This is a genomic window from Cellulomonas olei (assembly GCF_039548315.1).
Classification (GTDB): domain Bacteria; phylum Actinomycetota; class Actinomycetes; order Actinomycetales; family Cellulomonadaceae; genus Cellulomonas.
Map to the genome: position 1 here is coordinate 22,651 of NZ_JBCLVN010000004.1, position 18,478 is coordinate 41,128.

Consider the following 18,478-nt stretch of genomic DNA (forward strand, 5'->3'; position numbering starts at 1 on the left):
GGTCAGGCGGGGGGTGCCGTCGGCGCGGTCGCCGCCGAGGCGGTCGCGCCGGGGGCGTCGACGTCCCGGGTGCGGAACGTCAGCAGGTAGCGGGTGGTGCCGGCCGCGAGCAGCGCGGCGCCGAGCATGTGCAGCAGGACGAGCAGCACCGGCAGGTCGGTCGCGACCTGCACGTACCCGATGAGCCCCTGGAGGGCGACCAGCGCGACCATCACCCGGCCGCGGCGGCGCAGCACCTGCGGCCCGCGGCGGTTGAGCACGAGCAGCGCCACCAGCACGGCGACGAACAGCCACACCGAGGCGGCGTGCACGCGGGCCATCAGGTAGGGGTCGACCGCGAACCGGTACCCGACCTCCTCGTCGCCGGAGTGCGGGCCGGCGCCGGTCGTGACGGCGCCGAGCACCAGCACGACCGCCAGCAGCACCGCCAGGACCGGGACGAGCGCCCGGGCCGCAGGGGGCACGACGGGCACCGGCGCCGCGTCGCCCTCGCGCCCGCGGTGGACGAGCAGCGTGGACAGCACCACGAGCAGCATCGACACCAGGAAGTGCAGGCTCACCCAGGCCGGGTGCAGGTGCAGCAGCACGATGACCCCGCCGATGACCGCCTGTGCCGCGACGCCGAGCAGCGGCGCGAAGCCCAGCAGCCGGTACGAGCGGGCGCGCCGGCGGTCCGGCCAGACGACGAGGATCACGAGCACGGCCAGCACCGAGAGGACACCCGTCAGGGTGCGGTTCCCGAACTCCACGAACCGGTGGTAGGTCGCGGCCTCGTGGAACACCGGCGCGAACTGCCCGGGCTCGCACTGCGGCCACGTCGAGCAGCCCAGCCCGGACCCGGTGAGCCGCACGGCGCCGCCCGTGACGACGATGCCGATCTGCCCGACCAGGTTCGCCACGAGCACCGGGTGCGCCAGCCGCTCGCGCCAGCCGGCCGACCGGGTCGGTGCGGGGCGGGGCGCGGGCACGGCGGCGACGTCGGAGCTCACGGGGGCCAGCCTACGGTCGCGGCAGGACCCGCGGGTGCGCGTGCGCGCGAGTCCTTGCTCACGCCCGCGACCGCGCCGCTCCGGCCCGCCCACGTCCCTCCGCGCCTCCTTGCCGAGCCCGTCCTCGTCCGACCGAGCCCGCCCGCCTCGCTCGCTCGCCCCCGCGTGCATGCGTGCGGGAGCCCGCCCGCGTCGCTCGCCGGCGCAGGCGCGTCGAGAGTGCAGTAGATGCGGGGTTCCAGCGCCCGAAGCCCGCATCTACTGCACTCTCGACGGGCTAGGGGGGTGGGGGCAGGGGCGGACGCGACGGACGGGGCGGTCGGGCGGATAGGCCCGGTCCGGGGGAGGTCCGGGTGCGCTCGGGTGCGCTCGTCCGCTCGGGCGCGTCAGTCCCAGCGGAACCAGCGCCGCACGGCCGCGGCCAGCAGCAGCGCCCAGGCCGCCAGCGCCGCGAGCGGGGCCGCGGGGAAGTCGCCGTCGACCAGGGACGTGCGCAGCGCCTCGCCGAGGGCACCCGGCGGCAACCAGCGGGCCACCGACGCCCAGCCGTCGGGCAGCTCGGCGACGGGCAGCACGACACCCCCGACCACGGCGAGCACCACGAGCAGCAGGTTCGCCACCGCGAGGACCGCCTCCGCGCGCAGCGTCCCGGCGAGCAGCAGCGCGAGCGCGGTGAACGCCGCGACGCCCAGCAGCAGGGCCAGCGCGGCGGGGACGAGGCCGGCGGGGTCGGGGCGCCAGCCGAGGACGAGCGCCGTGGCGCCGACGACGAGCACCTGCAGCGCCGCGACGGCGAGCACGGCGAGCACCTTGCCGGCGAGCAGGCCGCCGCGTCCGAGCGGCGTCGTGGCGAGCAGGCGCAGGACGCCGTTGCGCCGGTCGAACGCCGTCGCGATCGCCTGCGAGGTCAGCGACCCCGCCATCACGGCCAGGCCGAGCACCCCGGGCGTGACGACGTCGAGCCGCGCGGCGCCCCCGGTGTCGAGCTCGACGAACGACGACCGCCCCAGGGCGACGAGCGCCACCACGGGGATGACGAGCGTGACGAGCAGCTGCTCGCCGTTGCGGAGCACGGCCAGCGTCTCGAACCGCGCCTGCGCGAGCACGCGGCGTGCGGCGGGCGCCGCGCGGTCCGGTGCGTCCGGCGCGGGTGCTGAGGCGCGGGCGTCCGGCGTGGTCGCGGTCATCGCAGGGTCCGTCCGGTGAGGTCCAGGAACACGTCCTCGAGCGTGCGCCGTCCGACGTCCACGTGGGCGAGCAGCACGTCGCGGTCGGCGCACCACGCGGCGAGCGCCGCGAGCAGCCGGGGGTCGGCGGGGGCGTCCACGACGTACGCGCCGGGTCCCGTCTCCCGCACGACCGGGCGGCGCGCGTCCGCCGCGCCCGCCGTGCCGCCCGCGCCCGCCGCATCCGCCGCGCCGCCCGCCGCCAGCGCCCGGCCGAGGTCGTCGACGGGCAACCCGGGCGTGGCCCGGAACGTCAGGGTCGACCCGTCGGCACCCGCGAGGAGGTCCGGGACGGAGCCGCGGGCGATGACCCGACCGTGGTCGACCACGGCGACCTCGTCGGCCAGCGCCTCCGCCTCGTCCATGAGGTGCGTGGTGAGCAGGACGGCCACCCCGTCGGCCCGCAGCTCGGCCACGAGGTCCCACACGGCGCGGCGGGCCTGCGGGTCCATGCCGGCGGACGGCTCGTCGAGGAACACGACGTCGGGCCGGCCGACGACGGCGGTCGCGAGCGCGAGCCGCTGGCGCTGCCCGCCGGACAGCCGCCGGACGGTGGTGCGGGCGAACGGGTGCAGGCCGAGGCGGTCGGCGAGCTCGCCGACGTCCCGCGGGTCGGCGTACATCGCGGCGACGTGCCGCAGCACGCCGAGCGCGGGGACGCCGGTCGGCAGGCCGGCGTCCTGGAGCATCACCCCGACGCGGGGCCGCAGGGCGCGCGCGTCGGCGACCGGATCGAGCCCCAGCACCCGGACCGCGCCGCCGTCGGGTGTGCGCAGCCCCTCGCAGCACTCGACGGTGGTGGTCTTGCCGGCACCGTTCGGGCCGAGCACGGCCGTCACCCGTCCGGGTGCGGCCTGCAGGTCGAGGCCGTCGACGACCGCCCGGCCGTCGTACCGCTTGACGAGCCCGCGGACCTCGACGGCGAGCGGGGTGGGAGTCGGGCCGAGCACCCCGCGAGTGTAGGTGCCGTGCCCGGTGTGAGGCAGACCTTGCTTGCGGGGACTGAATTCGGCAACAAAGATGTTGCCGATATCGGATGCCCTCGTGGCGTCCTGGCGTGCCTCCCGGGGACCGCCGTCAGCCGCGCAGCAGCGAACCGGAGGAGGGTGCATGGGTCCCACGACGCCGAGCCTCCCCGCGGTGCCGCCGGGCGTCGCACCGGTCCCGGGCGAGCACGACCTCGAGGCGGGCACGCGCCGCCGCGTGCTGGACCTCATCGCCGCCGACGGACCGGTCTCGGCCGCCGAGCTCGCCGCGGAGCTCTCGCTCACCGCGGCGGCCGTCCGCCGGCACCTCGCGACGCTCGAGGCCGAGGGCCAGATCGGGGTCCACGACGGCCGCGGCCAGGTCGGGCCCGCGCGCCGCGGCCGGCCCGCCAAGCGCTACGTCGTCACCGCCGAGGGGCAGGCGGCGCTCAGCCAGCAGTACTCCGAGCTCGCGGCGCAGGCCCTGCGGTTCGTCGCCGAGATCGGCGGCGCTGACGCGGTGCGCAGCTTCGCCGAGCGGCGGGTGCACGAGCTGGAGCAGCGGCACGCCGGCGCGCTCGCCGAGGCCGGCGACGACCCCGCCCGTCGCGCCCGGGTGCTGGCGGAGGCGCTCGCGGACGACGGCTTCGCCGCCACCGCCCGGCCGGTGCCCGGCGGCCACGCGATCCAACTCTGCCAGGGCCACTGCCCGGTGCAGGACGTCGCCTCGGAGTTCCCCGAGCTCTGCGAGGCGGAGGCGCACGCGTTCTCCCGGATGCTCGGCGTCCACGTGCAGCGGCTCGCGACCCTCGCGCGCGGCGGTCACGTCTGCACGACCAACATCCCGATCACCCCGGTGCGGCGACCGACCGCGACCGACCCGCCCGCCGGCACCTCCGGGCCCCCGCCTGGCCGACCGGCAGCACCCCCCGAGCGACCCGACGCCACCGCCCCCGCGGCGTACACGGAAGGACGATGAGATGACCACGACGGACCCCGGCCGCACGGCCGAGCCGATGACCCAGGACGAGGCGATCGCCTCGATCGGTGCGTACGGCTACGGCTGGCACGACCCGGACTCCGCGGGCGCCTCCGCCCAGCGCGGCCTGTCCGAGGCGGTCGTGCGCAACATCTCCGCGCTGAAGAACGAGCCGGAGTGGATGCTCAAGACCCGCCTCAAGGCGCTGCGCCTGTTCGACAAGAAGCCGATGCCCTGGTGGGGCGCGGACCTGTCGGGCATCGACTTCGACAACATCAAGTACTTCGTGCGGTCCACGGAGAAGCAGGCGACCTCCTGGGAGGAGCTGCCCGAGGACATCCGGAACACCTACGACCGGCTCGGCATCCCGGAGGCGGAGAAGCAGCGCCTCGTCGCGGGCGTCGCCGCGCAGTACGAGTCCGAGGTCGTCTACCACCAGATCCAGGAGTCGCTCGAGGCGCAGGGCGTCATCTTCGTCGACACCGACACCGGCCTGCGCGAGTACCCCGAGCTGTTCGAGCAGTACTTCGGCTCGGTCATCCCGCCGGGGGACAACAAGTTCGCGTCGCTCAACACCGCCGTGTGGTCGGGCGGCTCGTTCGTGTACGTCCCGCCGGGCGTGCACGTCGAGATCCCGCTGCAGGCGTACTTCCGGATCAACACCGAGAACATGGGCCAGTTCGAGCGGACGCTGATCATCGCGGACGAGGGCTCGTACGTGCACTACGTCGAGGGCTGCACCGCGCCGATCTACCAGTCGGACTCGCTGCACTCCGCGGTGGTCGAGATCATCGTGAAGAAGAACGCCCGCGTGCGGTACACGACGATCCAGAACTGGTCGAACAACGTCTACAACCTCGTGACGAAGCGGGCGACCGCCGCCGAGGGCGCGACGATGGAGTGGGTCGACGGCAACATCGGCTCCAAGGTCACCATGAAGTACCCGGCGATCTACCTGCTGGGCGAGCACGCCCGCGGCGAGACGCTGTCCATCGCCTTCGCGGGCGAGGGCCAGCACCAGGACGCCGGCTCGAAGATGGTGCACGCCGCGCCGCACACGTCGTCCTCGATCGTGTCGAAGTCGGTGGCGCGCGGCGGTGGCCGCACGTCGTACCGCGGCCTCGTGCAGGTGCTCGAGGGCGCCTCGCACTCGGCATCGAACGTGCTGTGCGACGCCCTGCTGGTCGACCAGATCTCCCGGTCGGACACCTACCCGTACGTCGACGTCCGCGAGGACGACGTGTCGATGGGCCACGAGGCCACGGTGTCCCGCGTCAGCGAGGACCAGCTGTTCTACCTGATGTCCCGCGGCATGCCCGAGACGGAGGCCATGGCGATGATCGTGCGCGGGTTCGTGGAGCCCATCGCGCGCGAGCTCCCCATGGAGTACGCCCTCGAGCTGAACCGCCTGATCGAGCTGCAGATGGAAGGGGCCGTCGGCTGATGTCGACCACCGCAGAGCAGGGTCTGTCGACCGACCACTCCAGGGCCACCGCCGACGAGGCGCACAGCCACGGCGTCGGCACCGTCCCGGAGGCGTCCCGCGCCGCGCGCCCGACCTCGTTCGAGGTCGCGGACTTCGCCGTGCCGACGGGCCGCGAGGAGGAGTGGCGGTTCTCGCCCGTGGACCGGCTGGCGCCGCTGTTCGCACCGGAGACCGGCACGCTGACCGGGCACGGCGTCCTGACCACGGTCGTGGACGCGCCCGAGGTCGAGGTCGAGATCGTCGACCGCGGCGACGCGCGCCTGGGTCGCGCCGGGCAGCCGGGGGACCGGGCCGCGGCCGTCGCGTGGGCGTCGTTCCCGCGCGCCACGGTCGTCACGATCCCGCGCGAGGCCGTCGCGTCGACGGTCACCTCGGTGCGCGTCGAGGGCGTCGAGGGCCAGCTCGAGCCGACCGCGTCGCACCTGCTGGTGCACGCCGAGCCGATGTCGCAGGCCACGGTCGTCATCGACCACGTCGGGTCGGCGCTGCTGACCGAGACGGTCGAGGTCGTGGCCGAGGACGGCGCCCACCTGACGGTCGTGTCGGTGCAGGACTGGGCCGAGGGCTCGGTGCACAACGCCGCCCACCGGGTGCGCCTGGGACGGGACGCCACCGTCAAGCACATCGTCGTGACGCTCGGCGGCGACGTCGTGCGCATCACGCCGGACGCCGAGTTCGCCGGCGAGGGCGGCTCGGTCGAGATGCTCGGCGTGTACTTCGCGGACGCCGGCCAGCACCAGGAGCAGCGGCTGTTCGTCGACCACGCCGTGCCGTCCTGCACCAGCCGCGTCACCTACAAGGGCGCGCTGCAGGGCGAGGGCGCGCACACCGTGTGGGTCGGCGACGTGCTGATCCGCAAGGAGGCCGAGGGCACCGACACCTACGAGCTCAACCGCAACCTGGTCCTCACGGACGGCGCGCGCGCGGACTCGGTGCCGAACCTCGAGATCGAGACCGGCCTCATCGAGGGCGCCGGCCACGCGTCGGCCACCGGCCGGTTCGACGACGAGCAGCTGTTCTACCTGCGCGCCCGTGGCATCCCGGAGACCGACGCCCGCCGCCTGGTGGTGCGCGGGTTCTTCGCGGAGCTGATCGGGCAGATCGGCGTCCCCGAGGTCGAGGAGCGGCTCATCGCGGCGATCGAGGCCGAGCTGGCCCGGTCGATGACGGAGTTCGCCCCGGCGACCACGGCGGGCGCCCCGGCCGTCGCGGCGCCCGCCGGCGGTGACCACGCGTCCGCCGTCACGCCGCAGACCGACGGCGCCCGCGCGATCCTCGTCGAGCCCGCCTCGGTCACCAGCCGGGACGAGCCCGCATGACCGCCCAGCTCGCCTGCATGACCTCCGACGTCCCCGAGGCCGGCGCCCTGCGCGTCGAGCTCGAGGGGGAGTCGGGCGTCGTCGAGGTCGCGGTCGTCCGCGACGAGGACGGCGCGCTGCACGCCATCAGCGACATCTGCTCGCACGGCGCCGTGTCGCTGTCCGACGGGGAGGTCGAGGGCTGCACCGTGGAGTGCTGGCTGCACGGGTCGCGGTTCGACCTGCGCACCGGCGAGCCGCTGGGCCCCCCGGCCGTCCGCCCCGTCCCCGTCTACCCCCTGACCGTCGACGGCGAGCGCGTGCTCGTCGACGTCGACGGCGCCGCCTGAGCCTGCTGCGAGGAGAACGAAGCATGTCCACCCTGGAGATCCGCGACCTGCACGTCAGCGTCGAGACCAAGGAGGGTCCGAAGCCGATCCTGCGCGGCGTCGACCTGACCATCAACAGCGGCGAGACCCACGCGATCATGGGCCCGAACGGCTCCGGCAAGTCGACGCTGGCGTACTCGCTGGCCGGTCACCCCAAGTACACGATCACGTCGGGCACCGTGACGCTCGACGGCGAGGACGTCCTCGCGATGTCCGTCGACGAGCGGGCGCGCGCCGGGATGTTCCTGGCGATGCAGTACCCCGTCGAGGTGCCGGGCGTGTCGGTGTCGAACTTCCTGCGCACCGCGAAGACCGCGATCGACGGCGAGGCCCCGGCCCTGCGGACGTGGGTCAAGGACGTCAACAGCGCCATGGAGCGCCTGCGCATGGACGCCACCTTCGCGGAGCGGTCCGTCAACGAGGGCTTCTCCGGCGGCGAGAAGAAGCGCCACGAGATCCTCCAGATGGAGCTGCTCAAGCCGCGGTTCGCCATCCTCGACGAGACCGACTCCGGCCTCGACGTCGACGCGCTGCGCATCGTCTCCGAGGGCGTGAACCGCGTCCGCGAGACCACCGACGTGGGCGTGCTGCTCATCACCCACTACACGCGCATCCTGCGCTACATCACGCCGGACTTCGTCCACGTGTTCGTGGACGGCCGCGTGGCCGAGGAGGGCGGGCCGGAGCTCGCCGAGCGCCTGGAGAACGAGGGCTACGACCGGTTCCTCACCGGCGCGGCCGCCGGCGCCTGACGGCACGGCACACCGGGCCGGGGGCGACGCACCGCCGCCCCCGGCCCCACCCCGGGGCGACGGGGCTGCACCCGCGACGGCACGAGCACGAGGGACGACGAGATGACGGACACGCTGGACGCGGCCCAGGGCGCGACGCCCGAGGAGGGCCGGACGCTCGGCGCCACCGAGCTGGCGGCGGTGCGCGCGGACTTCCCGCTGCTGGCACGGACCGTCCGCGGCGGCCGCCCGCTGGTCTACCTCGACTCCGGCGCCACCTCGCAGAAGCCCGAGGTCGTCCTCGACGCCGAGCAGGACTTCTACGCGCAGCGCAACGCCGCCGTGCACCGCGGCGCGCACCAGCTCGCCGAGGAGGCGACGGAGGCGTTCGAGACCGCGCGGACCCAGGTCGCGTCGTTCGTGGGCGTCCGCGACGACGAGCTGGTGTGGACGTCGAACGCGACCGCGGGCCTCAACCTCGTCGCGTACGCGATGTCCAACGCGACGCTCGGCCGGGGCGGGGACGCCGCGCGCCGGTTCGCCCTCGCGCCCGGCGACGAGATCGTCGTCACCGAGGCCGAGCACCACGCGAACCTCGTCCCGTGGCAGGAGCTCGCCGCCCGCACCGGCGCCACGCTGCGCTGGCTCGGCGTCGACGACTCCGGGCGGATCCGGGTGGACGAGCTCGGCACGGTCGTCACGGAGCGCACCAAGGTGCTGGCGTTCACGCACGCCTCGAACGTGACCGGGGCGATCACCCCGGTCGCGCCGTTCGTCGCGCGGGCGCGGGAGGTCGGGGCGCTCACGGTGCTCGACGCCTGCCAGAGCGTGCCGCACCTGCCGGTGGACCTGGCCGCGCTCGGCGTGGACTTCGCCGCGTTCTCCGGGCACAAGATGCTCGGGCCCACCGGCGTCGGCGCGCTGTACGGCCGCCGCGAGCTGCTCGAGGCGATGCCGCCCGTCACCACCGGCGGGTCGATGGTCGAGGTCGTCACGATGGAGGCCACCACCTACGCCCCGCCGCCGCGCCGGTTCGAGGCCGGCACCCAGATGGTGTCCCAGGCCGTGGGCATGGGCGCCGCCGCGACCTACCTGGCCGAGCTCGGCATGGACGCCGTCGCCGCGCACGAGCGGCACCTGGCCGGTCTGCTGCTCGACGCGGTCGCGTCCGTCCCCGGCGTGCGGGTGATCGGGCCGACCGAGAACGTCGACCGCCTCGCCACGGTGTCCTTCGTCGTCGACGGAGTCCACGCGCACGACGTCGGCCAGGTGCTCGACGACGCCGGCGTGGCCGTCCGCGTCGGGCACCACTGCGCGCAGCCGCTGCACCGACGGTTCGGCGTCGCCGCCACCGCCCGCGCGTCGGCGGCGGTCTACACCACGGACGAGGAGATCGCGGTGTTCCGGGAAGCACTGGCGGGGGTCCGGGCGTTCTTCGGACTGGAGAGCACCCCGACGACCCCCGCGAGCGAGGACGGCACCCGATGAGCACCGGCATGGAGCAGCTGTACCAGCAGCTGATTCTCGACCACGCGAAGCACCCCGCCCACCGCGGCGCGCAGGACGCGTACGACGTCGAGGTCCACCACGTGAACCCCACGTGCGGCGACGAGGTCACGCTGCGGGTGCGGCTCGACGCGGGGGACTCCGGCGGCGGCCCGGTGATCGGGGAGCTGACCTGGACCGGGCAGGGCTGCTCGATCTCCCAGGCGTCCGCCTCGGTGATGTCGCAGGCCGTCTCCGGGCGCTCCGTGACGGACGCGCTCGCCCTGTCCGCGGACTTCCGCGAGCTCATGGACTCCCGCGGCGTTCTGCCGGAGAAGTTCGAGGGCGACGCGCTCGACGAGTCGCTGGAGGACGCCGTCGCGTTCGTCGGCGTCGCGCGCTACCCCGCCCGCATCAAGTGCGCCCTGCTCGGCTGGGCCGCGATGAAGGACGCCGTGGCGCAGGCCGCCGCGGCGACGACCACCACCACGCAGGAGGAGGGCCGATGAGCGACACCACCGTCTCGGGCCAGCCGGACCAGGCACCCGCGAACGCCGCCGACGTCGAGGAGGCGCTGCGCGACGTCATCGACCCCGAGCTCGGCATCAACGTGGTCGACCTCGGCCTCGTCTACGGCATCGCGCTGGAGCCGAACCGGCACGTCACGATCGACATGACCCTGACCTCGGCGGCCTGCCCGCTGACGGACGTGATCGAGGACCAGGCGGGCTCGTCGCTCGAGGGGCTCGTCGACTCGTTCCGCATCAACTGGGTGTGGATGCCGCCGTGGGGGCCGGAGCGCATCACCGACGACGGGCGCGCGCAGATGCGGGCGCTGGGGTTCAACATCTGACCCCTCCCGTCGCGGACGTCACGGCCGGTCGCCCCTCCGGGGGGTGGCCGGCCGTCGTCGTGCGGGGGAGCGGCGCGCGGGCGCGCCGGGCCGGACGTCCGCCCGGGGCTACGGCTCCGCCACCGCGAACGTGTCGCACGCCGCGAGGGTGCCCTGCTCGTAGCCCGTCGTGAACCAGCGCTGCCGCTGCTCGCTCGACCCGTGCGTCCAGGTGTCCGGGTCCACGCCGCCGCCCGACTGCTGCTGGATGTGGTCGTCCCCGACGGCCGCCGCGGCGGACAGCGCGTCGGCGAGCTGCCCGCGCGTCACCGGCTCCAGGAACGTCACGCCGGTGTCCGGGTCGACCGTCGTCGCCGCGTGCCCGGCCCACAGCCCCGCGTAGCAGTCGGCCTGCAGCTCGACGCGCACCGAGTCGGAGTCGTCCCCGGTGCCGGAGCGGTCCGTCCGGTCGAACACGCCGGTGAGGCTCTGGACGTGGTGCCCGTACTCGTGCGCCACCACGTACATCTCCGCGAGCGGGCCGCCCGAGGACCCGTACCGCGACGCCAGCAGGTCGTAGAACGACAGGTCCAGGTAGATGGTGCGGTCCGGCGGGCAGTAGAACGGGCCGGTGCTCGCGGACGCCGCGCCGCAGCCGGTGTCGGTGGCCTGGGCGAACTCGACCACGCCCGGCTGCACCTGCTCCGCCGACGCCTGCACGCCGGCGGCCGGCAGCGCCTGCTCCCAGTACGCGTCCAGCGACTGCACGGTGGCCGACAGCCGGCACGCGCGGTCGCTGTTGGCCTGCTCGGCCGAGCAGTCGCCGACCTGCGACACCTGCTCGCCGCCGCCGTCCGTCGAGCCCTGGAGGAGCTGCGACGGGTCCCCGCCCAGCAGCACGACCAGGGCCACGAGCACCAGGCCACCGATGCCGCCGCCCACCGCGACGCCGCGCCCGCGACCACCCCGGCGGGACTCGACGCGCCCGCCCTCGAACCGGCCGCCACCCTGGAACGTCATGGCCGGGACGGTAGCGCCGCGCGGGTCGGTGCGCGCGGGGAGGCAGGTGGGCGCGGCAACCGGGAGCAGCGTCGCACGCGGGCAGTCGACGTCGGTGGCGGCGCCATCAACCGTGACTCAGCGGTCGGAGCCTGTTGGGTGATTCGAATGGATATGCGGAGATTGTCGCTCTAGTCGAGGCCGGCGCGGGTCGAAGCGTGTCAGACCCCGCACCTACGGTTCGTCTCGACCAGAGTTGTTCGCTCTGGAGAAGATCTACCGGGGAGTCGTTTCGTGCCTGATCAGGAGATTGCCAGCGTCACCGGCCTTAACAGCGGAGTGCAGTTTGTCGGAGGCGGGACGAACTCGGGGGGGATACATATCTATGCCGGTGCGCGCACGGCTGAGGGCTCTTCCCAGTCGATCCAGATCAAGCGAGTGCGCAAGGTCCCACTGACAGTGGAGTGGATCAACGGCCTGGCGTCTGCCCTTGCGGTCCTCACGTTCGTCACGGGCTGGCGCGGATACGACCTCGTGCGAAGCTCCGACCGCTTGAGCGACGTCTTCTCTGCTTCGGGCTGGTTCGACGTACCTCGTCTGGTGTGGATGGCCGTCGCCTTCGTCGTCTTCGCCGCGTCTGCGGCGACCGTGTACTGCCTGGGTCGGTTCCTGCGTCGACACGTGATGTGCTTTCCCCGCTGGAGTGCACTACCCGTCTTCGTGGGCGGTCGCGGACCAGACGGGAGGACCAGGCCTCTCCTTGTCAGGCTGACCGCTCGCTGCCGCGAATGCGGAGGGAGAATGCGGTTCTACGACATGCCGATCGCGTGGATCGACTGGAGGCACGCTGACGGGCGTCGCACGCGAGAGATCACGTCACGTCGGCCGCACGCTGTTTGCACGCAGAACTCGGATCACCGAGCCGAAGTCGACATCGCGAAGTCGGATTTTGGCGAACCGATCTGGTGAGCTCTCGTCCAGTTGAGGTCGTCTCTACTCGACGATCCCGCGGGCGGCCAGCGCCTCGCCGAGGTCGCGCGCCCGCCCGAGCACCCGCAGGACGGCCGGCGTCAGCCACACCCGCGGGTCCCTCTCGGCGCCCCGCGCCCGGGCCGCGTCGCGCACCTCGTGCACCGTCCGGGCGATCTCCGGCACGGTCCGCAGCACCAGCGCGACGGCGAGCGCGACGACGTCGGGGCGGACGCCCACCCGCCGCAGCGGGCGCACCGCGCGCGTGATGCCGTCGAGCAGCCGGTCGGCGGGGGTCGTGGCCGTGACGACGGCGGCGGCGAGCACCAGCGTGAGCAGGTCCGCCACCACCTCGACGGCCGGACCCCAGCCACGGGCCCAGGCCTGGTAGCCGCCCGCCAGCGCGGCCGTCACGAGGACCGGCAGCATCCCGCGCAGCGTCGGGCCCGGCGGCAGGGCGGCCACCGCCGCGAGGGCGACCGTCAGCACCAGCAGGGCGAGCGAGGGCACGACGCCGCCGGTCACCACCACCGCGACGCCCAGCACGGCGAGCCCTGCGAGCTTCGCGCCCGCGGGAGCCCGGTCGAGCGGCGTGCGCGCGGTCCGGTGCGCGCCGAGCAGCGTCACGGCCGGTCCCCGCCGGTGGCCTGCGCGCGCTCGGCGCCGAGGTCGTCACCCCGGTCCGAGGTCGTGCGTCCGGCCTGACGACCTCGGCCGGAGGTGACGACCTCGCTCGCGTCGGCGGCGACGTCGGGGACCGCGGGGGGCGGGGTGGCCATGAGGGCGCGGTACGCCGCCAGGGCCGCCGCGGGCGGGCCGTCGTGGACGACGTGGCCCTCGTCGACGACGAGCACCCGGTCGGCGCGCGCCGCCGCCTCCAGGTCGTGCGTGACCTGCACCACCTGCTGCGGCAGGTCCGCGAGCAGCGCGTCCACCACGCCGCGCCAGCGCAGGTCGAGCAGCGTCGTCGGCTCGTCGCAGACCAGCACGTCCGGCTCCGTCGCGAGCACGGCCGCGAGGGCCAGGAGCTGCCGCTGGCCCCCGGACAGCGCCCGCACGGGGACGTCCGCGCGCTCCGCGAGACCCACCCGGGCCAGCGCCTCCCGCGCCCGCGCGTCCCGCTCGCGCGCCGGCACCCCGCGGCGCCGCAGGGACAGCGCGACGTCCTCGACGGGGGTCGGCATGACGACCTGGGCGTCCGGGTCCGTGAACAGGAAGCCGACGCGCCGCCGCACGGCCGCACCGTCCCGGGCGGTGTCCAGGCCGTCCACCCGGACCGTCCCGGCCGACGGGAGCGTCAGACCGTTCAGCAGGCGGGCGAACGTCGACTTGCCCGAGCCGTTCGCGCCGACCACCGCGACGCGGCGCTCGGTCAGCGTGCAGGTCACCGGGCCGAGCAGCGTGACCACCCGCTCCTGCCCCCGCCGGGCCGCACCGGGGGCGTACGCGGTGACGACCGCGCCGTCGAGCTCGATCACCGGCCGCGCAGCAGGTCGGGGAACGCGCGCAGCGCGGCGGCCGCGACGACGGCGGCGAGGAGGTTCTTGATCGCGTCGCCCGGCAGGAACACGGCGCCCGCGGTGATCGCCTCCGACGGCGACAGCCCGAGCCGCCAGCCCATGACGGCGATGCCCAGCGGGTGGACCGTCAGCAGCGTGGCCGCCGCGGCGGCGCCGAACAGCGCGGGGACGCGCCAGCGCGGAGCGGCCCGGCGCGCCAGCAGGCCGAGCGCGCCGGCGACGGCCGCCGCCGCGGGGAACGCGAGCAGGTACCCGGCCGACGGCCCCGCCAGCACGCCCAGCCCGCCGGTCGCCCCGGCGAACACGGGCAGCCCCGCGAGCCCGACGGCGACGTACAGCAGCAGCGCGAGGAAGCCGCGGCGCGGCCCGAGCACCAGCCCGGTCAGCACCACGCCGAACGTCTGCAGCGTGATCGGCACGGCGCCGCCCGTCGGGATCGCCGGCAGCACCGCGCACACCGCGACGAACGCGGCGAACGTCGCCACCAGGGCGAGGTCGGTCGCGACGGACGCGCGGGCCACGGGAGCGGGGGACGCGGCCGTCGCGGCGGCGCCGAACGCCGGGGCGCCCGGCGAGCGGGGTTCGGCGCGCCGGGAGTCGGCGGACGTGGCGGGTCGTGCCGTCGGGTCGTGCTCGGGGCGGTGCTGCTCGGACATGGGACCTCGCGGGACGGGGCGGACGGGTGTGCTGCCGTCACGCTAGTTCGCCCCACCCGACGCGGTCGCCGGTCGACCCGCCCAACACTCCCCCCACCCCGCTGGAGGTTTCCGCACCCGACACCCCCTCCACCCCACCCGCCCCACCCGCGAGTTCGGCAGTCCGGTGTCGAGCTCGGCACCTGGAGCTGCCGAACTCGACGGGAAGTGCCGAGCTCGCGGACGGGGCACCCGAGGGGGCGGGCGGAATTCTCGTCGGCGGGCGGACGCTGGGGCTCGTAGAATGGCCGGCGTTTGTGCCGGGTCGGCGACGGGGCGCGCGGCAAGCAGCCGGGTCGAGCCACGTCCGGGCACGGTGGAGGGACAGGGACCAGAGTGATCACAGCCCAGGGCGTCGAGCTGCGCGTCGGTGCGCGCGTGCTGCTGTCGGCGGCGACGTTCCGCGTGGCGCCGGGCGACCGGATCGGCCTCGTCGGTCGCAACGGCGCCGGCAAGACCACGCTGACCAAGACGCTCGCCGGGGAGTCGCAGCCGACCGGCGGGCAGGTGTCCCGCAGCGGCGACGTCGGGTACCTGCCGCAGGACCCCCGCTCGGGCGACCTGTCGACGCTCGCCCTGCACCGGGTGCTGTCGGCGCGCGGCCTCGACCAGATCGTCGCCGCGATGCGGGAGACCGAGGGCGCGATGGCGTCGGTGGACGACGCCACGCGGGAGGCCGCGATGGAGCGGTACGCCCGGCTCGAGGCCCGCTTCCTGGCGGCCGGCGGGTACGCGGCGGAGTCCGAGGCGCACCGCATCACGTCGAACCTCGGGCTGGACGACCGGGTGCTCGCCCAGGAGATCGGCACGCTGTCCGGTGGGCAGCGCCGGCGCGTCGAGCTGGCCCGCATCCTGTTCTCGGGCTCCGAGACGCTCCTGCTCGACGAGCCGACGAACCACCTCGACGCCGACTCGATCGCCTGGCTGCGCGACTACCTCAAGGTGTACCCGGGCGGGTTCGTGGTCATCAGCCACGACGTCGAGCTGCTGCGCGCCACCGTGAACAAGGTGTTCCACCTGGACGCCAACCGGGGCGAGCTCGACCAGTACAACCTCGGCTGGGACGCCTACGTGCTGCAGCGCGAGACGGACGAGAAGCGACGCCGGCGCGAGCGGGCGAACGCCGAGAAGAAGGCCTCCGCGCTGCTCGCCCAGGCCGACAAGATGCGCGCGAAGGCCACCAAGGCGGTCGCGGCGCAGAACATGGCGCGGCGTGCCGAGCGGATGCTGTCGGGGCTCGACGAGGTCCGGGTGTCGGACAAGGTCGCCAAGCTGCGGTTCCCCGAGCCGGCGCCGTGCGGCCGCACGCCGCTCACCGCCTCCGACCTGTCGAAGTCGTACGGGTCGCAGGAGGTCTTCGCGGGCGTGGACCTGGCGATCGACCGAGGCTCCCGCGTCGTGGTGCTCGGCCTGAACGGCGCCGGCAAGACGACGCTGCTGCGCATCCTCGCGGGGCTGGCGCAGTCCGACACCGGCGAGGTCACCCCGGGGCACGGCCTCAAGCTCGGGTACTACGCCCAGGAGCACGAGACCCTCGACCTCGACCGCACCGTCGTGGAGAACCTCCGGTCGTCGGCCCCGGACCTCACCGACACGCAGGTCCGTTCCGTGCTCGGGTCGTTCCTGTTCTCCGGGGACGACGCCGACAAGCCCGCGAAGGTGCTGTCCGGCGGCGAGAAGACCCGCCTGGCGCTCGCGGCCCTGGTCGTGTCGAGCGCGAACGTGCTGCTGCTCGACGAGCCGACCAACAATCTCGACCCCGCCAGCCGTGAGGAGATCCTCGCGGCGCTGCGCGGCTACACGGGCGCGGTCGTGCTGGTCAGCCACGACGAGGGGGCCGTCGAGGCGCTCAACCCGGAGCGGGTCGTCCTGCTGCCCGACGGCGACGAGGACCTGTGGAACCCGTCGTACCTGGATCTGGTGACGCTGGCCTGACCTGCGTTCGGCGTTCGGATCCGAACGCACCGGCGCGCTCGGCGTGCCCGTCCGTTCGGATCCGAACCGACCGGCACCGACGGCACCGACCGGCCCGGGTCGCGTCGCACCGGTCAGCCCAGCTGGGAGTCGATGAGCGCGTCCTCAGTCTCCTCGTCGGACGGCCGGCGTCGGCGTGCCCGCCCTGGCTGGGCGGCGGGACGGCCGGGGTCGCGGTCCGTGGCGCCGCCCGCTGAGGTGCCCGTGCCGGGTCCCTCCGCCGGGCCGACGGGCTCGACCGGTCCGGCCGGTCCGCTCGACCCGCCCGGTGCCGCGCCCTCCAGCAGCTCGCGCCGGGCGAGCCACGTGAACGCGACGAGCGACCCCGCCGCGAACGTCCACCACTGGAACGCGTACGACAGGTGCGACCCGGGGTCCGTGCTGGGGGCGGGCAGCGCGCCGAGCGTCGTGGCCGCGGCGGGCGCCTCGGCGACCGCGCCGCCGTACGCCGCGTAGGACGGCGCCGTGACGCCTCCCGCGGCGAGCACCTGCGCCACGTTCACGGCCTGCACCTGCCCCGCCGGCGCCTCGCGGGTGCTCGCGGGCTCGTCCGGCCGCAGGTGCACGGTGACCTCGACCTCGCTCGGGGGCGGCTGCGGCACGTCGACCTCACCGCTCGCGTCCCGGTCCCAGGCGACCCAGCCGCGGTCGACGACCAGGACGGTGCCGTCGTCCTGCACGAGCGGCACGAGCACGTGGAAACCGGGCTGCCCGTCGACCGGCCGGTTCCGCAGCAGCACGGCGGCGTCGGCGTCGTAGGTGCCGGTGACGGTGGCCTGCCGCCACACGTCGGACGGGTCGAGCGTGGCACCGGCGTCGGGGAGCAGCTCGGCGAGCGGTACCGGGCCGGCCTCGTAGTTCTGCTCGACCAGCCGGATCGCCGCGTCGCGCGCGACGTGCCGGTGCCACTGCCACCGCCCGAGGAACACGCACGCGACGGCCAGCACCACCGCGAGCACCAGCAGGCCGACCGCGCGCCTCGCGGCGGGGTTGCCGCGCAGCCGCACCCGCCCGCCCTCGGAGGTCGGCGCCGGGCTCGTGGGTGCCGCGGTCATCGCAGCCCCGGCAGCCCCGGCGACCCCGGCGCCCCCGGCAGCCCCGGCCGTGCGCCGAGCTCCAGCCGCGGCAGCTCGTCGACCGGCACGGTCTGCTTCCAGAACGCCCGGACGCCGAGGTACTCCTCGAGGTGCGCGCGGTGCTCGTCGCACGCGAGCCACACCTTGCGACGCTCCGGCGTGTGCAGGCGCGGGTTGTTCCACAGCACGCCCCACGACGCCTCGGCGCGGCAGCCGCGGGCGCTGCAGCCGAGCTCGTCGCCGACGGGGTCGGGTGCGGGGGCGGTCATCGGGGTCCTCCGGGGGTGCCGTCGTGGTGGTCGTCGTCGGGCCTGTGCTGGTCCCCGCGGGGCGCGCCCGGCGGCGGGGGCCCGACCGGCCGCACGGGTGGAGCGGCGTCGATCAGGTGGGGCACGTAGCCCGCGGGCGCGTCGTCGCGCCGCTCCCGCCCGGCGTTGGCGAACAGCACCGCGATGTACGGCAGCACGACGGCGCCGACGATCAGCACGAGGCTCAGCCAGAGCGGGACGTGCGTCCAGGTGAGCACCGCGAGCACGAAGCACGCCACCCGGACGCCCATCTGGATCAGGTAGCGGCGTGCCCGGCGCGCCTGGTCGGCGCCCAGGGGCTCGGGGGCGCTGGTGATGCTCTGCGCCTCGTCGGGGGTCCGCCTGCTCACACCTGATCGTAGGCGCCCCTCGCCCACCCCGCCCCCGGCCACCCACCCCCTCGCGCAGCCGTCCGGGACGACTCGGAGGCTCCGACGTGCGGTCGGAGGTGTCCGCGGGGCCCTCCGATGCCGCGCGCACGCCTCCGACCACGTTCGGAGCCTCCGAGGGGATGGGGAGGGTGGGGGAGAGCGGGGTGGTGAGGGTGGGGATTGTGC

20 protein-coding genes are annotated in these 18,478 nt (G+C 74.9%); 10 read left to right on the plus strand and 10 right to left on the minus strand.

What is annotated here, in order from left to right; all coding sequences use genetic code 11:
• Window positions 1-2: 2 nt before the first annotated feature.
• The 3 genes from AAHH18_RS01605 to AAHH18_RS01615 all read right to left on the minus strand — a co-directional run bounded on the left by AAHH18_RS01605 (window position 3) and on the right by AAHH18_RS01615 (window position 3,165).
• Entirely contained in the window at window positions 3-989 is a 987-nt protein-coding gene (locus AAHH18_RS01605; protein ID WP_459349059.1) for a COX15/CtaA family protein, read from the minus strand.
• Between the two features lie 386 nt (window positions 990-1,375).
• Window positions 1,376-2,176 carry an ABC transporter permease gene (locus AAHH18_RS01610; protein WP_343300329.1) on the minus strand — a complete coding sequence of 267 codons (801 nt, stop codon included), beginning with the start codon at window positions 2,174-2,176 and terminating at the stop codon, window positions 1,376-1,378.
• Window positions 2,173-3,165, minus strand: coding sequence for an ABC transporter ATP-binding protein (locus AAHH18_RS01615; protein WP_343300330.1), 993 nt, complete (start codon window positions 3,163-3,165; stop codon window positions 2,173-2,175). The genes AAHH18_RS01610 and AAHH18_RS01615 overlap by 4 nt, the downstream gene beginning before the upstream one ends.
• 160 nt (window positions 3,166-3,325) lie before the next feature.
• Here AAHH18_RS01615 and AAHH18_RS01620 point away from each other — a divergent pair, with 160 nt between their 5' ends.
• The 8 genes from AAHH18_RS01620 to AAHH18_RS01655 all read left to right on the plus strand — a co-directional run bounded on the left by AAHH18_RS01620 (window position 3,326) and on the right by AAHH18_RS01655 (window position 10,401).
• A complete protein-coding gene (locus tag AAHH18_RS01620) occupies window positions 3,326-4,159 on the plus strand; it encodes a helix-turn-helix transcriptional regulator (protein ID WP_283320119.1) in 834 nt (277 codons plus the stop codon).
• A 1-nt stretch (window position 4,160) separates the two neighbouring features.
• The gene (gene sufB / locus AAHH18_RS01625) at window positions 4,161-5,603 is read left to right on the plus strand and encodes a Fe-S cluster assembly protein SufB (protein WP_283320120.1); all 1,443 of its coding nucleotides are present in this window, start codon (window positions 4,161-4,163) and stop codon (window positions 5,601-5,603) included.
• Window positions 5,603-6,964 (plus strand): Fe-S cluster assembly protein SufD, encoded by a 1,362-nt coding sequence (gene sufD, locus AAHH18_RS01630; RefSeq protein ID WP_343300331.1) that lies wholly within the window; start codon window positions 5,603-5,605, stop codon window positions 6,962-6,964. The genes sufB and sufD overlap by 1 nt, the downstream gene beginning before the upstream one ends.
• Window positions 6,961-7,293, plus strand: coding sequence for a non-heme iron oxygenase ferredoxin subunit (locus AAHH18_RS01635; RefSeq protein WP_222169592.1), 333 nt, complete (start codon window positions 6,961-6,963; stop codon window positions 7,291-7,293). Before sufD ends, AAHH18_RS01635 begins: the two co-directional genes overlap by 4 nt.
• Before the next feature lie 23 nt (window positions 7,294-7,316).
• Window positions 7,317-8,084, plus strand: a complete 768-nt coding sequence (gene sufC / locus AAHH18_RS01640) for a Fe-S cluster assembly ATPase SufC (RefSeq protein WP_343300332.1) — start codon at window positions 7,317-7,319, stop codon at window positions 8,082-8,084.
• Between the two features lie 102 nt (window positions 8,085-8,186).
• On the plus strand, window positions 8,187-9,551 hold the full coding sequence (locus AAHH18_RS01645; RefSeq protein WP_343300333.1) for a SufS family cysteine desulfurase: 1,365 nt from the start codon (window positions 8,187-8,189) through the stop codon (window positions 9,549-9,551).
• Window positions 9,548-10,057: a Fe-S cluster assembly sulfur transfer protein SufU gene (sufU, locus tag AAHH18_RS01650; protein WP_343300334.1), complete on the plus strand. Its 510-nt coding sequence runs from the start codon at window positions 9,548-9,550 to the stop codon at window positions 10,055-10,057. The genes AAHH18_RS01645 and sufU overlap by 4 nt, the downstream gene beginning before the upstream one ends.
• A complete protein-coding gene (locus tag AAHH18_RS01655) occupies window positions 10,054-10,401 on the plus strand; it encodes a metal-sulfur cluster assembly factor (protein ID WP_283320125.1) in 348 nt (115 codons plus the stop codon). The genes sufU and AAHH18_RS01655 overlap by 4 nt, the downstream gene beginning before the upstream one ends.
• Before the next feature lie 108 nt (window positions 10,402-10,509).
• Here AAHH18_RS01655 and ypfJ read toward each other — a convergent pair whose 3' ends face one another.
• Window positions 10,510-11,400, minus strand: a complete 891-nt coding sequence (gene ypfJ, locus AAHH18_RS01660; RefSeq protein ID WP_343300335.1) for a KPN_02809 family neutral zinc metallopeptidase — start codon at window positions 11,398-11,400, stop codon at window positions 10,510-10,512.
• Between the two features lie 273 nt (window positions 11,401-11,673).
• Here ypfJ and AAHH18_RS01665 point away from each other — a divergent pair, with 273 nt between their 5' ends.
• Complete coding sequence (locus AAHH18_RS01665) at window positions 11,674-12,348, plus strand: hypothetical protein (protein ID WP_343300336.1); 675 nt, start codon at window positions 11,674-11,676, stop codon at window positions 12,346-12,348.
• A 24-nt stretch (window positions 12,349-12,372) separates the two neighbouring features.
• Here the strand turns inward: AAHH18_RS01665 and AAHH18_RS01670 are convergent, their stop codons facing one another.
• The 3 genes from AAHH18_RS01670 to AAHH18_RS01680 are packed head-to-tail and all read right to left on the minus strand — an operon-like array spanning window position 12,373 to window position 14,524.
• Window positions 12,373-12,975 carry an energy-coupling factor transporter transmembrane component T gene (locus AAHH18_RS01670; RefSeq protein ID WP_343300337.1) on the minus strand — a complete coding sequence of 201 codons (603 nt, stop codon included), beginning with the start codon at window positions 12,973-12,975 and terminating at the stop codon, window positions 12,373-12,375.
• Entirely contained in the window at window positions 12,972-13,826 is an 855-nt protein-coding gene (locus tag AAHH18_RS01675; protein WP_459349060.1) for an energy-coupling factor ABC transporter ATP-binding protein, read from the minus strand. Before AAHH18_RS01675 ends, AAHH18_RS01670 begins: the two co-directional genes overlap by 4 nt.
• Window positions 13,823-14,524: a biotin transporter BioY gene (locus AAHH18_RS01680; protein ID WP_343300338.1), complete on the minus strand. Its 702-nt coding sequence runs from the start codon at window positions 14,522-14,524 to the stop codon at window positions 13,823-13,825. The genes AAHH18_RS01675 and AAHH18_RS01680 overlap by 4 nt, the downstream gene beginning before the upstream one ends.
• A 375-nt stretch (window positions 14,525-14,899) precedes the next feature.
• On the opposite strand from AAHH18_RS01680, the gene AAHH18_RS01685 reads away from it, so the two are divergent.
• Window positions 14,900-16,498, plus strand: coding sequence for an ABC-F family ATP-binding cassette domain-containing protein (locus tag AAHH18_RS01685; protein ID WP_283320129.1), 1,599 nt, complete (start codon window positions 14,900-14,902; stop codon window positions 16,496-16,498).
• A 113-nt stretch (window positions 16,499-16,611) separates the two neighbouring features.
• On the opposite strand, the gene AAHH18_RS01690 is transcribed toward AAHH18_RS01685, so the two are convergent.
• The 3 genes from AAHH18_RS01690 to AAHH18_RS01700 are packed head-to-tail and all read right to left on the minus strand — an operon-like array spanning window position 16,612 to window position 18,271.
• Window positions 16,612-17,592, minus strand: coding sequence for an SURF1 family cytochrome oxidase biogenesis protein (locus AAHH18_RS01690; RefSeq protein ID WP_343300339.1), 981 nt, complete (start codon window positions 17,590-17,592; stop codon window positions 16,612-16,614).
• Complete coding sequence (locus AAHH18_RS01695) at window positions 17,589-17,882, minus strand: hypothetical protein (protein WP_343300340.1); 294 nt, start codon at window positions 17,880-17,882, stop codon at window positions 17,589-17,591. Before AAHH18_RS01695 ends, AAHH18_RS01690 begins: the two co-directional genes overlap by 4 nt.
• The gene (locus tag AAHH18_RS01700; RefSeq protein ID WP_343300341.1) at window positions 17,879-18,271 is read right to left on the minus strand and encodes a DUF3099 domain-containing protein; all 393 of its coding nucleotides are present in this window, start codon (window positions 18,269-18,271) and stop codon (window positions 17,879-17,881) included. The genes AAHH18_RS01695 and AAHH18_RS01700 overlap by 4 nt, the downstream gene beginning before the upstream one ends.
• Between the last annotated feature and the right edge of the window lie 207 nt (window positions 18,272-18,478).

Excerpts from the sequence above, each read along its gene's own strand:
- AAHH18_RS01610 (WP_343300329.1), bottom strand. The coding sequence starts at position 2,176 with ATGACCGCGACCACGCCGGACGCCCGCGCCTCAGCACCCGCGCCGGAC.
- AAHH18_RS01620 (WP_283320119.1), top strand. The coding sequence starts at position 3,326 with ATGGGTCCCACGACGCCGAGCCTCCCCGCGGTGCCGCCGGGCGTCGCA.
- sufB (WP_283320120.1), top strand. The coding sequence starts at position 4,161 with ATGACCACGACGGACCCCGGCCGCACGGCCGAGCCGATGACCCAGGAC.
- sufD (WP_343300331.1), top strand. The coding sequence starts at position 5,603 with ATGTCGACCACCGCAGAGCAGGGTCTGTCGACCGACCACTCCAGGGCC.
- AAHH18_RS01635 (WP_222169592.1), top strand. The coding sequence starts at position 6,961 with ATGACCGCCCAGCTCGCCTGCATGACCTCCGACGTCCCCGAGGCCGGC.
- sufC (WP_343300332.1), top strand. The coding sequence starts at position 7,317 with ATGTCCACCCTGGAGATCCGCGACCTGCACGTCAGCGTCGAGACCAAG.
- AAHH18_RS01645 (WP_343300333.1), top strand. The coding sequence starts at position 8,187 with ATGACGGACACGCTGGACGCGGCCCAGGGCGCGACGCCCGAGGAGGGC.
- sufU (WP_343300334.1), top strand. The coding sequence starts at position 9,548 with ATGAGCACCGGCATGGAGCAGCTGTACCAGCAGCTGATTCTCGACCAC.
- AAHH18_RS01655 (WP_283320125.1), top strand. The coding sequence starts at position 10,054 with ATGAGCGACACCACCGTCTCGGGCCAGCCGGACCAGGCACCCGCGAAC.
- ypfJ (WP_343300335.1), bottom strand. The coding sequence starts at position 11,400 with ATGACGTTCCAGGGTGGCGGCCGGTTCGAGGGCGGGCGCGTCGAGTCC.
- AAHH18_RS01680 (WP_343300338.1), bottom strand. The coding sequence starts at position 14,524 with ATGTCCGAGCAGCACCGCCCCGAGCACGACCCGACGGCACGACCCGCC.
- AAHH18_RS01690 (WP_343300339.1), bottom strand. The coding sequence starts at position 17,592 with ATGACCGCGGCACCCACGAGCCCGGCGCCGACCTCCGAGGGCGGGCGG.
- AAHH18_RS01695 (WP_343300340.1), bottom strand. The coding sequence starts at position 17,882 with ATGACCGCCCCCGCACCCGACCCCGTCGGCGACGAGCTCGGCTGCAGC.